The organism is Pseudonocardia sp. ICBG1142 (assembly GCF_020496255.1).
GTDB lineage: Bacteria > Actinomycetota > Actinomycetes > Mycobacteriales > Pseudonocardiaceae > Pseudonocardia.
The window spans coordinates 420,241-433,183 of the sequence record NZ_JAHLJC010000004.1 but is presented as its reverse complement, the minus strand read 5'-3'; the positions used below and the strand labels follow the sequence as shown (position 1 = coordinate 433,183).

The 12,943-nt window shown below is 73.0% G+C and carries 14 protein-coding genes; 10 read left to right on the top strand and 4 right to left on the bottom strand.

Annotated features, from left to right (window positions below):
- Positions 1-208: 208 nt before the first annotated feature.
- A complete protein-coding gene (locus KPL59_RS04530) occupies positions 209-1,357 on the bottom strand; it encodes an aromatic ring-hydroxylating dioxygenase subunit alpha (protein ID WP_226360024.1) in 1,149 nt (382 codons plus the stop codon).
- Between the two features lie 735 nt (positions 1,358-2,092).
- Here KPL59_RS04530 and KPL59_RS04525 point away from each other — a divergent pair.
- Positions 2,093-3,925 (top strand): BCCT family transporter, encoded by a 1,833-nt coding sequence (locus KPL59_RS04525; RefSeq protein WP_226360023.1) that lies wholly within the window; start codon positions 2,093-2,095, stop codon positions 3,923-3,925.
- A 57-nt stretch (positions 3,926-3,982) separates the two neighbouring features.
- On the opposite strand, the gene KPL59_RS04520 is transcribed toward KPL59_RS04525, so the two are convergent.
- Together KPL59_RS04520 and KPL59_RS04515 are read right to left on the bottom strand one after the other, a co-directional pair.
- Positions 3,983-4,558 carry an isochorismatase family protein gene (locus KPL59_RS04520; RefSeq protein ID WP_226352984.1) on the bottom strand — a complete coding sequence of 192 codons (576 nt, stop codon included), beginning with the start codon at positions 4,556-4,558 and terminating at the stop codon, positions 3,983-3,985.
- Positions 4,559-4,561: 3 nt separating this feature from the next.
- Positions 4,562-5,848 carry a nicotinate phosphoribosyltransferase gene (locus tag KPL59_RS04515; protein WP_226352983.1) on the bottom strand — a complete coding sequence of 429 codons (1,287 nt, stop codon included), beginning with the start codon at positions 5,846-5,848 and terminating at the stop codon, positions 4,562-4,564.
- 150 nt (positions 5,849-5,998) lie between these two features.
- Between KPL59_RS04515 and clpS the strand changes: the two genes are divergently transcribed.
- Both clpS and KPL59_RS04505 read left to right on the top strand, forming a co-directional pair.
- Positions 5,999-6,307 carry an ATP-dependent Clp protease adapter ClpS gene (clpS, locus tag KPL59_RS04510; RefSeq protein ID WP_060710877.1) on the top strand — a complete coding sequence of 103 codons (309 nt, stop codon included), beginning with the start codon at positions 5,999-6,001 and terminating at the stop codon, positions 6,305-6,307.
- A gap of 2 nt (positions 6,308-6,309) precedes the next feature.
- Complete coding sequence (locus KPL59_RS04505) at positions 6,310-6,861, top strand: DUF2017 domain-containing protein (RefSeq protein ID WP_075307921.1); 552 nt, start codon at positions 6,310-6,312, stop codon at positions 6,859-6,861.
- Positions 6,862-6,880: 19 nt separating this feature from the next.
- On the opposite strand, the gene KPL59_RS04500 is transcribed toward KPL59_RS04505, so the two are convergent.
- On the bottom strand, positions 6,881-8,566 hold the full coding sequence (locus KPL59_RS04500) for a bifunctional UDP-sugar hydrolase/5'-nucleotidase (RefSeq protein WP_226360022.1): 1,686 nt from the start codon (positions 8,564-8,566) through the stop codon (positions 6,881-6,883).
- A gap of 134 nt (positions 8,567-8,700) precedes the next feature.
- Between KPL59_RS04500 and KPL59_RS04495 the strand changes: the two genes are divergently transcribed.
- The 7 genes from KPL59_RS04495 to KPL59_RS04465 all read left to right on the top strand — a co-directional run bounded on the left by KPL59_RS04495 (position 8,701) and on the right by KPL59_RS04465 (position 12,941).
- On the top strand, positions 8,701-9,195 hold the full coding sequence (locus tag KPL59_RS04495) for a Mov34/MPN/PAD-1 family protein (RefSeq protein WP_075312262.1): 495 nt from the start codon (positions 8,701-8,703) through the stop codon (positions 9,193-9,195).
- Between the two features lie 115 nt (positions 9,196-9,310).
- Positions 9,311-9,586 (top strand): MoaD/ThiS family protein, encoded by a 276-nt coding sequence (locus tag KPL59_RS04490; RefSeq protein WP_043278539.1) that lies wholly within the window; start codon positions 9,311-9,313, stop codon positions 9,584-9,586.
- A gap of 62 nt (positions 9,587-9,648) precedes the next feature.
- Positions 9,649-10,596: a PLP-dependent cysteine synthase family protein gene (locus KPL59_RS04485; RefSeq protein ID WP_020624070.1), complete on the top strand. Its 948-nt coding sequence runs from the start codon at positions 9,649-9,651 to the stop codon at positions 10,594-10,596.
- A 49-nt stretch (positions 10,597-10,645) separates the two neighbouring features.
- Positions 10,646-11,242, top strand: coding sequence for a rhomboid family intramembrane serine protease (locus KPL59_RS04480; RefSeq protein ID WP_226360021.1), 597 nt, complete (start codon positions 10,646-10,648; stop codon positions 11,240-11,242).
- 3 nt (positions 11,243-11,245) lie between these two features.
- Entirely contained in the window at positions 11,246-12,076 is an 831-nt protein-coding gene (gene murI / locus KPL59_RS04475) for a glutamate racemase (RefSeq protein ID WP_020624067.1), read from the top strand.
- Between the two features lie 81 nt (positions 12,077-12,157).
- On the top strand, positions 12,158-12,532 hold the full coding sequence (locus tag KPL59_RS04470) for a hypothetical protein (protein ID WP_043278538.1): 375 nt from the start codon (positions 12,158-12,160) through the stop codon (positions 12,530-12,532).
- On the top strand, positions 12,525-12,941 hold the full coding sequence (locus KPL59_RS04465; protein WP_020624065.1) for a hypothetical protein: 417 nt from the start codon (positions 12,525-12,527) through the stop codon (positions 12,939-12,941). Before KPL59_RS04470 ends, KPL59_RS04465 begins: the two co-directional genes overlap by 8 nt.
- Positions 12,942-12,943 lie beyond the last annotated feature (2 nt).

The following is a 12,943-nucleotide window of genomic DNA, read 5'->3' as shown; positions in this document are numbered from 1 at the left end:
CGGGGGCACGGCGTGGCACCTCCCCGCGTCCCGCCGCACCCCTCGCGTGGGGTGCGGGGGGTGGTGACGGGGTGCCACGGCACCCGTCCGTGCCGGCCTGATCCGGTCGGGCCCGGGGGCATGCGCGAACGCCCCGCGCCGGCGGGGCCGGGCGGGGCGTTCGTCGTGGTGCGGGGGAGCGCGGTGAGGCGCGGTGCGATGCGGGGGATCAGCCCACCCGGTCGCGCACCCAGTCGTGGAACTCGCCGATGTGGTGCTCGCTGGGCACGAGCACGCCCCCCTTCTCGTAGGAGCGCGAGTCCATCGCGAGCTGGCAGCGCTCGCAGGCGTCGAAGTCCTGCACGTTGACCCGGTGGAACAGCTCCACCGAGCGGTCGATGTCGGCGCCGGAGTCGACGACCTCGGGGAGGTAGAGCCAGTCGCAGACGACCAGGGTGCGCTCGGGGGTCAGCGGGAACATGCGGTGGAACACGACGTGGTCGGGGACCAGGTTGATGAACACCGAGGGCCGTACCGTGATGGCGTAGTAGCGGCGGTCCTGCTCCTGGGTGATGCTCGGGATCCGGGCGAGCCCCTCGGAGCCGTCGACGGTGAAGCCCTTGATCTCCTCGCCGAACTCGGCGCCGTGCCCGACGAAGTACTGGGCGGCGAGGCCGTCGGCGAACTCCGGCAGCACCTCGGTGAGCTCGGGGTGGATCGTCGCGCAGTGGTAGCACTCCATGAAGTTCTCGACGATCTGCTTCCAGTTCGCCTTGACGTCGTAGGAGATGCGCCGGCCGCGCTTCAGGTTCTCGACGTCGTAGCCGACGATCGCGTCCGGCGAGCCGAGCCGGGTGGTGACGTCGCCGATCACGGTCTCGGTGAACGACGGCGGCTCCTCGGCCAGGCTCAGCCACACGTAGCCCAGCCACTCGCGGACGTGCACGGTGTGCAGGCCGTACTCGACCTTGTCGACGTCGGGCATCGAGTTCAGGTTCGGCGCCGCGATGAGCTTGCCGTCCAGGCCGTAGGTCCAGGCGTGGTACGGACACTGGAACGAGCGCCTGACCTCGCCCTTCTCCTCCGTGCACAGCCGCGCGCCGCGGTGCCGGCAGACGTTGAGGTAGGCCCGTACGGAGTTGTCCCTGGCCCGCGTGACGATCACGCTCTCACGTCCGATCTGGACGGTCTCGAACGCGCCGGGCTTGTCCAGGTCCGCGGCCAGCACCGCGCAGAACCACGTCTTGTGGAAGATGTTGTCCTGCTCGGCCCGGAAGATCGCGGGGTCGGTGTAGTAGTGGCCGGCGAGGGTCTCTCGCAGGCTGTCCGGGAGGCTCTGCCCCTCGGTGGCGGGGTTCGACAACTCGCCGGTCGTCATGGCGGTACTCCTCGTGGGCGACGGTCGGTGTGGGGCGGCTGGCGGGTCTGGGGCGAGATCGGGCGCGCCGGCGGGGGTCGCCCTCGCGGGTCGAGCTCGGGACCGGTGCGACGGCATCGGTTCGTTACGGAGGCCGGCGCCGCGGGACCGGGGGCCCGTGCGACGACCGGGCGCCGGAGGCGGCCGGCGTGCGGTAGCGGCAGAACCGTTGCGGCACAGCGGATCACCTCCTGCAGTGGGGTTGGGCGCGATGACGACGACGGCGATCGGGGCCGCGGTAACACACGAGAAACACCGAAACTGTTGCGTAACAAGCAACGAGTCGCTCAATACGCACCACGATGGGAGCGCGTCGCCCTGGTCGGTGTCAAGGGGCTGCAACGGTGGTGTTCGTGCAGGCCCGAGGCGTGGGCCGGTCGCCGCGGGTCGGGCGTCGGAACTGCTGGGGGCACGGTGGCGACTCCGGTGTCCTCGGGCTCCGGGCGACGGATCGGGTCTTGACCGCCGCTCCGGCCGCATCATAACGTGCACAGATATATTAATCGAGTATCTGATGGGGAGCAGGTGGTGCCGGGTCCCGGCCGACCGCCGCCCGACCGTCGCCCGTCCCCGGGCCGGCGGCACCCGCTGCCCGTCCACCCGTCGCGCCGGTGATCCCGGCCGCGGATCCGCACGACCCCACGGAGCGGCGCACGTACCGCACTTTCCCCGCACCCGGACAGAGGTGGAGACGTCATGACGCAGGTCGATCCCCGGTCGTGTACCGAGGACCCCGGAGCACCACCGGAACGCCCCCGCACGGACCGGACGGTCTTCGGGATCGGTGCCGCGTTGGCGCTGCTGTTCGTCGTCTGGGGGGTCGCGGCGCCGGAGAGCCTGCGCACGACCGCGTCCACGATGATCGGGGCGCTGATGCGTGGCGGTGGCTGGGGCTTCATCCTCGCCGCGACCGCCTTCGTCGCCTTCGCACTCTTCCTGGCCTTCAGCCGGTTCGGACGCATCAAACTCGGCGCCGACGACGAGGAACCCGAGTTCCGCACGGTCTCCTGGATCGCGATGATGTTCTCCGCCGGCATGGGCATCGGACTGATGTTCTTCGGCGTGAACGAGCCGCTGACCTTCTTCCGGTCACCGCCCCCCGGCTCCGCCGAGCCCGGCACCGTCGACGCGCTGCAGACCTCGATGGCGACCTCGCTGTTCCACTGGACGCTGCACCCGTGGGCGATCTACGCCGTCGTCGGCCTCGCCATCGCCTACTCCACGTTCCGCAAGGGCCGCCGGCAGCTCATCAGCCAGGCGTTCGTCCCGCTGATCGGGCAGAAGGCCGCCGACGGGGCGATCGGCAAGGCGATCGACATCCTCGCGATCTTCGCGACGCTGTTCGGCTCCGCGGCCTCGCTCGGGCTGGGCGCCTTCCAGATCGGCGGCGGCATGCAGACCGTCGGCTGGGTCGACGGGGCGCCGGGGGCCGGCGTGCTCGCGGCGATCATCGTCGTGCTGACCGCGGCGTTCATCCTGTCCGCGGTCTCCGGGGTGGCCAAGGGCATCCAGTGGCTGTCGAACATCAACATGGTGCTGGCCGGGGCGCTGGCGCTGTTCCTGTTCGTCGTGGGCCCGACGGTGATCATCCTGGACCTGGTACCGACCGCGCTGGGCGCCTACTTCTCCCAGTTCTTCGAGATGGTCGGGCGCACCGAGGCCGTCGGCGGCGAGCCGATGCTCGAATGGCTGTCCAGCTGGACCGTCTTCTACTGGGCGTGGTGGATCTCCTGGACGCCGTTCGTCGGCATGTTCCTGGCCCGGATCTCGCGCGGGCGCACCATCCGGGAGCTCGTCGGCGGCGTCATCCTCGCGCCGAGCCTGGTCTCGCTGGTCTGGTTCTGCATCTTCGGCGGCACCGCCATCACCCAGGCCCAGCAGGGCGCACAGTTCTCCGACGACTCCAACGTCCAGCTGTTCCAGGTACTCGGCGCCTACCCCTGGGCGACCATCACCGGTCTGCTCGTCATGGTCCTGGTCGCGATCTTCTTCGTCTCCGGCGCCGACGCCGCGTCGATCGTCATGGGCACCCTGTCCCAGCGCGGCACCATCGAGCCCAGCAAGTGGGTGGTCGTCTTCTGGGGCGCCGCGATGGGCGCGGTCGCGGTGCTGATGCTGCTCACCGGGGGGGAGGACGCACTGTCGGGCATCCAGAACCTCACGATCCTGGTCGCGGCACCGTTCGTGGTGATCATGGTGCTGCTGTGCGTGGCCCTGCACCGCGACGTCCGCCGTGACCGGGTCATCCTGCGCGCGGTCAAGAGCGCCGAGGTGATGGAGCAGGCCGTCGACTGGGCGACCGACAACCACGGCGACGACTTCTACGTGAAGGTCGGCTCCTTCGCCAAGGACGACGGGGCCACCGACGCGGACCCCGGGGGAGCGGCCGTCCCGGTCGCGGCGGTCGACCCGCTGAGCGTCCCGGCGGACCCGCAGCGCCCCGACGGCGACGCGGCTCCGGCGGACGGCGACGCCACCCCTGTGGACGGCGACCGGGGCACCCAGGTCACGACGTTCGAGCGCCACTGAGAGATTGGCACTGAGGCATCGGCACCGGCCGGGACGCGTTCCCGGCCGGTGCCGGGCTCAGGCCGTGCGGAGCTCCACGCCGGCCTCGGTCAGCTCGGCCAGCGCCCGCTCCGTCGTCTCCGGGGAGACCCCCGCGCAGTGGTGCAGCAGCACCGTCGTCGCGAGTCCGAGCCGTGCGGCGTCGAGCGCGGTCGCCCGGACGCAGTGGTCGGTCGCCAGGCCGACGACGTCGACCTCGGTCACCCCGCGCCCGCCCAGCCAGTCGCCGAGCGGCTGGCCCGACTCGTTGGCGCTCGCGCCCTCGAAGCCCGAGTAGGCGGCGGTGTAGGCGCCCTTGTCGAAGACGCACTCGATCGGCGCGACGTCCAGCGCCGGGTGGAACGACGCGCCCGGCGTCCCCGCGCGGCAGTGCGGCGGCCAGGAGTCGACGAAGTCCGGGGTGTCGGAGAAGTGCGGCCCCGGGTCCACGTGCACGTCCCGGGTGGCGACGACGTGGTCGTAGGCCGTGCCGTCCCGGCCGCCGGTCGCGAGCGGCCCGATCCCGGCGGCGACGGCGGCCCCACCGGCCACCGCGAGGGCGCCGCCCTCGCAGAAGTCGTTCTGGACGTCGACGACGATCAACGCTCGGGCCATGGCTCAGCTCCCGGTGAGGAAGGTGGTCGGGATCGCGGGCTCGCCGCGGGACAGCTTCAGCCCCTCCCACGGTACGGCGACCAACGCCGTCCGCAGCCGCTCCCGGGCGGACTCCAGACCGGTGACGGAGTCGTCGGCGACGACCTCGCCGCCCCGTACCAGCGGCTCCGGCAGCACCCGGTCGTGCGGGCCGGGGGCCGGATCGGTGCCGTAGGGGTACACGACCTCCTCGACCGCGGTGCCGGTCGGCTTGAACCGACGCAGCGCCGCCTTGCGCCCGCCGCGGGACTCCTTCGCGCTCGACCGCTTGGACACCGGGCGCCCGTCGACCTCGACGAGCTTGTAGACCATCCCGGCCGTCGGCGAGCCCGACCCGGTGACCAGGGAGGTCCCCACCCCGTAGGAGTCGACCGGCTCGGCGCGCAGCGAGGCGATCGCGTACTCATCGAGGTCGCCGGACAGGACGATCCGGGTCCCGGTGGCACCGAGCGCGTCGAGCTGCTCGCGGGCCTGGCGGGCCAGTACCCCGAGGTCCCCGGAGTCGATGCGGACCGCACCCAGCCCCGGGCCGGCGGCCGCGACGGCGTGTGAGATGCCGCGGCGGATGTCGTAGGTGTCGACGAGCAGCGTGGTGTCGGTGCCCAGGGCGGCGACCTGGCTGGCGAAGGCGGACGGCTCGTCGTCGTGCAGCAGGACCCAGGCGTGCGCGGCCGTGCCCGCGGTCGGGATGCCGTGCCGGGCGCCGGCGGCGAGGTTCGACGTCGTCGCGAAGCCCGCCAGGTACGCGGCCCGGGCGGAGGCCACGGCGGCCTCCTCGTGGGTGCGCCGCGACCCCATCTCGATCAGCGGCCGCCCGGCCGCCGCGGTCACCATCCGCGCCGCGGCCGAGGCGATCGCGCTGTCGTGGTTGTAGATCGACAGCGCGAGGGTCTCGAGGATCACCGCGTCGGCGAAGGTGCCGGTCACGGTGAGGACGGGGGAGCCGGGGAAGTACAGCTCGCCCTCCGGGTAGCCGTCGACGTCGCCGGAGAAGCGGTAGTCGCGGAGCCGGTCCAGGGTCGCGGAGTCGACGACCGGGGTGAGGAACTCCAGGTCGGCGTCGGAGAAGCGGAAGCGCGACAGCGCCTCCAGCAGCCGCCCCGTCCCGGCGACGACGCCGTAGCGGCGCCCGTCGGGGAGGCGGCGCGCGAACAGCTCGAAGACGCAGTGCCGTTCGGCGGTGCCGTCGGCGAGGGCCGCCGCCACCATCGTCAGCTCGTAGCGGTCGGTCAGCAGGGCCGTGCCGGTCATGGTCGGGAGCCTACGGCCGCGCCCGCCGACGTGGTCGGGGCCGCGCTGGTCGGTGCCGGAGCGGTCGGGCCGGGGCCGGTGTCGGGGGCCGTGTCGGGGGCTGTGCGGTCGGGCCGGGACCGTCGTCCCGGCTGTGCCACCATGGGGCGCATGTCCGCGCCGTCACCAGCGCCGTCCCCGGCGCCCACCGAGCAGGTCACGCCCGACCTGGACGAGTCCGCCGGCCCCGACACGCCGTGGCAGGCCATCGTCTGGAACGACCCGGTCAACCTCATGTCGTACGTGACCTACGTGCTGCAGAAGGTGTTCCACTACCCCGAGGCGAAGGCCACCGCGTTGATGCTCGACGTGCACCACAAGGGACGCGCCGCCGTGTCGGCCGGTGACAAGGACACCGTGGAGGGGCACGTCGCCCAGCTCCACGCGGCCGGCCTGTGGGCCACCATGCAGCGGGCCTGAGGGTGAACGGCTGGAAGCGCAGCGGCCGCGGTGACCGCGTCCGCTACACGTCCGGGTTCTCCGGCGAGGAGGCCGTCGTCCTGCGGGGGCTGTTCACCGAGATCCGCCAGATGCTCGCCGGTCGCGCCGAGCTCGCGTCCACCGACGAGCTCGCCGAGCTCACCGGCATCCGCACCGGCCCGACGTCGCGGCCGACCGACCGGGTGCTGGCCCGGCTGCTGCCGGACTTCACCACCGAGGACTCCGACCTCGCCGGCGGAATGCGCTCGCTGCACGAGCCGTCGCTGATCGAGGCCAAGGACGCCGCCGCGGCGACCGTGCTGGACACCCTGCCCGAGGCGGGCGGACGGCTGGAGCTCACCGAGGCCCAGGTCGACGCCTGGCTGGCCGCCCTCAATGACGTGCGGCTCGCGCTCGGCACCGCCCTCGACGTCAGCGAGGACATGCCCGAGCAGCTGCCCGACGACGACCCGAGGGCCCAGCACCTGGGCGTCTACCACTGGCTGACCTACGTGCAGGACTCCCTGGTCCGGGTTCGCGTCCGGGGGCTCTGACCCGACGGGCCGGGCCCCGTCACCGCCGCACGATCCGGTCGGTGGACGGCGGGGTCAATCCCGGGTTCGCGCCCAGGTACGCGACGAACGCGTCGAGGTCCACCGGCCCGCCGACCAGCTCGGTCCCGGCGGTGAAGGTGTCGAAGCCGGCGCCGCCCGCGGACAGGAAGTTGTTCGTCGCGACCCGGTAGCGGCCGCCGTCGGTGACCGGGACACCGCCGATCGCGATGTCGCCCACCCGGTTCCCCGGCACCGTGTAGCGCAGGTTCGACGAGCTCTGCAGCACCGTCGGGCCGTCCTCGACGGTGAACTGCTGGTCGAGCACCGCCCGCAGCTGGGCACCGGTGAGCGTCATCGTCTGCAGGATGTTGCCGAACGGCTGCACGGTGTAGGCCTGCCCGTAGGTGACCCGGCCGCCCGCGCCGGGCACCAGGTCCGCGCGCACCCCGCCGGGGTTGGTCAGCGCGATCTGCGCGCCGTCGCCGCGGGAGGCGGCGAGCTGTGCGTCGGCGATCACCGTGCCGAGCGGGGACAGCCCGGTCGGCCCGGCCGCGCGCAGCAGCGGCCCGGCCACCGTCCCGACCGGACGCTCGGCCAGCGGCCGCGACTGCGCGACCGCACGGTCGACGACCTCGGCCACGCCCGGGTCGGGTGTGACGTCGCGGGTGACGACCTCGTTGCGGGCCGTCGTCGCGCCGCGGTCCACGTCGCCGTCGCCGGTCAGGGCCAGGTCGACCACCGACAGCAGCCTGCCGAACGACAGGCCCTGCACGAACGGTCGGGGGTTCCCGGCCGGGTCGGTCGCCGAGCACAGGTACTGCTGGTGGGTGTGCGCGGAGAACACCGCGTCGACGTCGGCGGACACCGCGGCCGCGATCCGCGACGCCGGCCCGCCGGGCTCGATCGCACAGGCGTCCGGGCCGCCGTCACCGGTCGTCTCGTCGCCCTGGTGCAGCAGCAGCACCTGGGCCCGCACCCCCTGCGCGGTCAGCCCGCGCGACGCCGCGTCGACCGCGGCGACCTCGTCGCCGACGGCCAGGCCGCGGATGCCGTCGGGGGAGACCAGGTCGGGCAGCTCGGACAGGGTGGCGCCGATGACACCGATCCGGGTCCCGCCCGCCTCCACCACCGTCGACGCGGCGAGCGCCGGCCGCCCGGAGTCGTCGGTCACGTTGGCGGACAGGATCGGGAAGGACGCGCCGTCGTAGGACGGGGTGAAGCGGCAGCCGTCGGCCGGGTGGCAGCCGCCGTGCTGCAACCGGCGCAGCTCGGCGATGCCCTCGTCGAACTCGTGGTTGCCCGCGACGGACGCGGCGACACCCATCCGCTCCAGCACCTCGACGGTCGGCTCGTCGTGGAACAGCGCCGACGCCAGCGGGGACGCGCCGACGTTGTCGCCGGTGGACAGCACCACGCTCGCCGGAGCCTGTGCCCGCAGCGCCGCGACGTGCGCGGCGAGGAACGCGGCACCGCCGGCCTCGACCTGCGCGCCGGCGTCGTCGGTCACCCGGCCCGAGGACCCCGAGGGCGGTTCCAGGTTGCCGTGCAGGTCGTTGAGCGCGATGAGCCGCACCGTGCCGGGGCCGGGGGCACCCGGGGCGGAACGGCCGGAGAGCGTCACCGCCTCGACGGTGACCCCCACCGCCAGGACGACGGCGAGCAGGGCAGCGAGGACGATTCCGACACGGCGACCGGGGGAGGACACGCAGGGCAGTATGGAGGCACCGCCGACCGCCGGGCCGTGGCCGGGATCACAGACCGTGGTGTCGAGTGCGTGAACGCCGAGTGCGGGCCCGGCGGGTGTTCGGTCCCGCCGCCGGGGCCGCGTATCCTCACGTCGTGCTCGTCCTCCGGTCCGACCTCCTCGATGCGATCGTCGCGCACGCCCGCCGGGACTTCCCGGTCGAGTCGTGCGGGCAGCTCGTCGGTCCCGAGACCGGTGAGCACCCCGAGCGCTACGTGCCGATGACCAACGCCGACGAGGTGGCGAGCGACTTCGCCTTCTCCCCGGCCGAGGACATCCGCCTGGAGCGCGAGCTGGACGCGTCCGGTGAGCGCCGCATGCTCGTCGTCCACTCCCACACGCGGCTGCCGCGGCGCCCGGTGGCGCACACCGGCCTGCCCGAGGCCTACCCGTCGCCCAAGGACGTCGCCCAGATGGAGTGGACCCCCGACCAGCACTGGCTGATCGTGGGCCTCGCCACCGCCGACGCCGAGCCCGAGGTGCGCTCCTACCACCTCGCCGACGGCGAGGTCGTGGAGGACGAGCTGGCGGTCGTGGAGTCCTACATGTTCTCCCACACCGGCTCCGACGACGTGCCCGACCGGGCCTGATCGACCCTCTCGCGCACCCGCGCCGGAGGTTGCGCGGGAATGTCGCCGTACTCCGGCCGCGTTGCCGCGTGCAGAAGTCCACGCCAGAGCGACCCCACCAGGAGTGATCACCGACATGGCCGTCTCCGTGTCCGTCCCCACCATCCTTCGCACCCACACCGGCGGCGAGAAGACCGTCGAGGCGAAGGGCGACACCGTCTCCGCGGTCATCGACGACCTGGAGTCGCGGCACAGCGGCATCAAGGACCGTCTGATCACCGACGGCAAGCTGCACCGCTTCGTCAACATCTACGTCGACGACGAGGACATCCGTTTCGCCGGCGGCCTGGAGGCCCCGGTCAAGGAGTCCTCGACGTTCACGATCCTCCCGGCCGTGGCCGGCGGTCGCTGAGCCCCACCGGAGATCGGTGCCGGGCGGCCCGCCCGCCCGGCACCGGCGCGTGAGGAGATCCCGTGCGTTACGACTCGCTGCTGCACGCCGTCGGCGACACCCCGCTCGTCGGGCTGCCGTCCCTGTCGCCGTCGGAGGACGTGCGGCTGTGGGCGAAGCTGGAGGACCGCAACCCCACCGGCTCGATCAAGGACCGGCCCGCGCTGGCCATGATCGAGGACGCCGAGAAGCAGGGGCTGCTCACGCCCGGCTGCACGATCCTGGAGCCCACCTCGGGCAACACCGGCATCTCGCTGGCGATGGCCGCGAAGCTCAAGGGCTACGAGATCATCTGCGTGATGCCGGAGAACACCTCCGAGGAGCGTCGCCAGCTGCTGGCGATGTACGGCGCGCAGATCATCTCCTCGCCGGCGGCCGGTGGGTCGAACCAGGCCGTCGCCCTCGCCAAGCAGCTGGCGTCCGAGCACCCGGACTGGGTGATGCTCTACCAGTACGGCAACCCTGCCAACACCGACGCGCACTACCGCGGCACCGGCCCGGAGATCCTGCGCGACCTGCCGTCGATCACCCACTTCGTCGCCGGGCTCGGCACCACCGGCACCCTCGTCGGGGCCGGGCGCTACCTGCGTGAGCAGAAGCCCGACGTGCAGGTCGTCGCGGCCGAGCCCCGCTACGGCGAGCTCGTCTACGGCCTGCGGAACCTGTCGGAGGGCTTCGTCCCGGAGCTCTACGACGAGACCGTGCTGACCGGTCGCTTCTCGGTCGGTTCCTACGACGCGCTTCGCCGCACCCGCCAGCTGGTGGAGCAGGAGGGCATCTTCGCCGGGATCTCCTCCGGCGCGATCCTGCACGCCGCCCTCGGCGTCGCGAACAAGGCGCTCGACGCCGGTCAGCGCGCCGACGTCGTGATGATCGTCTGCGACGGCGGATGGAAGTACCTGTCCACCGGCGCCTACTCCGGTGACCTGGGCACCGCCGCGCAGGGCATCGACGGGCACCTCTGGGCCTGAACCGGTCACAACGGGCATAGCGGGCGGGCGCGCCGGTACCGTGGACGGCATGACCGCACCCCCGGACGGCCGCCCCGCCCGTGTGCTGCCGCCCGCGCCGGTGCGCGCGGCGGCGATCATGCTGGTGTTCACCGCCGCGCTGTACGTCTTCGAGGCCGTCGACCAGGCGTCGGGCGGGATGGTCGACGCCGCCTCGGCGATCTACCCGCGCGACATCGACGGGCTGGCCGGGATCCTCACCGCGCCGCTGCTGCACGGCGACTGGGCGCATCTGGCCGCCAACAGCCTGCCGTTCCTGATCTTCGGGTTCCTGGCCATGTCCGGCGGGCCGGTGCAGTGGATCGTGGTCACCGCGACGATCTGGGTGATCAGCGGGCTGGGGGTGTGGCTGACCTCGCCGCTGCCGGTACTCGGCGCCTCCGGGATCGTGTTCGGCTGGTTCCTGTTCCTGCTCACCCGCGGCTTCTACGCCCGCAACGGCAGGCAGATCCTGCTCGCCGTCGTGCTGTTCCTGTTCTACGGCTCCATCCTCTGGGGCGTGCTGCCCTCGGACCCGTCGGTGTCCTGGCAGGGCCACCTGTTCGGCGCGGTCGGCGGCGTGCTCGCCGCCTACTGGGTGTCCCGGGCCGACCGCCTACCCTCCTAGGGTGTGAGCGACGCACCCGGGCTCGACGCCCCGATCGGCATCTTCGACTCCGGGGTCGGCGGTCTGACCGTCGCCCGCTCGGTCATCGACCTGCTGCCCGCCGAGCAGATCGTCTACGTCGGCGACACCGCGCACAGCCCGTACGGGCCGCGCCGGCTCGCCGACATCCGGCGCCTCGCACTCGGCATCGGCGACGAGCTGGTCGACTCCGGGGTCAAGGCGCTGGTCATCGCCTGCAACTCCGCCTCGGCGGCGTGCCTGGCCGACTTCCGCGAGCGCTACCCGGTGCCGGTGGTCGAGGTCGTCCGCCCGGCCGTGCGCCGCGCCGTCGCCACCACCCGCAACGGCCGGATCGGTGTCATCGGTACCGCCGCGACGATCGCCTCGGGCGCCTACGCCGACGCCTTCGACGCCGCCCCCGACACCGAGATCACCTCGGTCGCCTGCCCCCGGTTCGTCGACTTCGTCGAGCGCGGCACCACCAGCGGCCGCCAGGTCCTCGGCGTCGCCCAGGGCTACCTGGAGCCGCTCCAGCGCGCCGGGGTCGACACCGTCGTCCTGGGCTGCACCCACTACCCGCTGCTGTCCGGGGTGCTGGAGATCGTCCTCGGCCCGGACGTGACGCTCGTGTCCTCGGCCGACGAGACCGCCCGCACCCTGGTCCGGACCCTGCACGCGCACGACCTGCTGCGCGACGACACCGCCCCGCCCGCACCGCACCGCTTCCTCGCCACCGGTGACCCGGAGCCCTTCGCCCGCCTGGGCCGCCGGTTCCTGGGCCCGGAGATCGGGTCGGTCGTGGGCCGCGCGGGTGCCGCGCTCCCGTCCGCCTGACGGCCGGGGGTGTGGATGCCCACCGGCCACGACGGTGGGTCCGGCGCCGTGTCGGAGGGGCGCGGGGGTAGCGTTCCCGCCGTGATCGGAACGCTCGTCCTGGTGATCACCGTGGCGCTCTCGGCCACCGCGCTGTTCGGGCTGGTCACGACGGCGCTGAACCGGCCCCCGAGCCGGGTGCACGCCGTCGCCGTCGGCGTCTGTGTGGCGCTCATCGTCGTGCAGGCCGCGATCGCGGCGTACCGGGTCCTGCTCGGCGGGGTCACCCTGCCCGAACAGTCGACCTTCCTCATCTACCTCGCCGTCGCGGTCTGCGTCCCGGTGATCGCGCTGCAGTTCGCCACCGCCGAGCCGAGCCGCTGGGGTGGGGCCGTGATCGCCGTCGGCGCGATCGGGACGCTCGTCGCCGTGCTGCGCCTGCAGGGCCTGTGGATCCCGGGGGTGCCCGGTGCCTGAGCCCCACGCCCCCGGGCCCCGCGCCACCGCCACCGGCCCCGGCCGCATCCTCATCGCCGTCTACGGCATCTTCGCGCTCTCGGCCTCGGCGCGGGCCGGGGTGCAGATCGCCGAACGCTTCGGCGAGGCACCGCTGGCGTACTCGCTGTCCGCGCTCGCCGGGTTCGTCTACATCCTGGCCACCGTCGGGCTGGCGGGCACCGGGCCCGGCTTCCGCCGTCTCGCCTGGTCCGCCGTGGTGTTCGAGCTCGTCGGCGTGCTCGGGGTCGGCGCGTTCACCACGTTCGTCCCCGCCGACTTCCCCCGCGAGACGGTCTGGTCGCACTTCGGCGCCGGCTACGGCTTCGTCCCGCTCGTCCTGCCGTTCGTCGGACTCTGGTGGCTGCGGCGCACCTCACGAACGGGTTAGGG

What these genes read in the sequence shown, in the direction of transcription:
- clpS (WP_060710877.1), top strand. Translation starts at nt 5,999, where the DNA reads ATGTCCGCGCCGTCACCAGCGCCGTCCCCGGCGCCCACCGAGCAGGTC.
- KPL59_RS04480 (WP_226360021.1), top strand. Translation starts at nt 10,646, where the DNA reads ATGACCGCACCCCCGGACGGCCGCCCCGCCCGTGTGCTGCCGCCCGCG.
- KPL59_RS04515 (WP_226352983.1), bottom strand. Translation starts at nt 5,848, where the DNA reads ATGACCGGCACGGCCCTGCTGACCGACCGCTACGAGCTGACGATGGTG.
- KPL59_RS04520 (WP_226352984.1), bottom strand. Translation starts at nt 4,558, where the DNA reads ATGGCCCGAGCGTTGATCGTCGTCGACGTCCAGAACGACTTCTGCGAG.
- KPL59_RS04490 (WP_043278539.1), top strand. Translation starts at nt 9,311, where the DNA reads ATGGCCGTCTCCGTGTCCGTCCCCACCATCCTTCGCACCCACACCGGC.
- KPL59_RS04530 (WP_226360024.1), bottom strand. Translation starts at nt 1,357, where the DNA reads ATGACGACCGGCGAGTTGTCGAACCCCGCCACCGAGGGGCAGAGCCTC.
- KPL59_RS04525 (WP_226360023.1), top strand. Translation starts at nt 2,093, where the DNA reads ATGACGCAGGTCGATCCCCGGTCGTGTACCGAGGACCCCGGAGCACCA.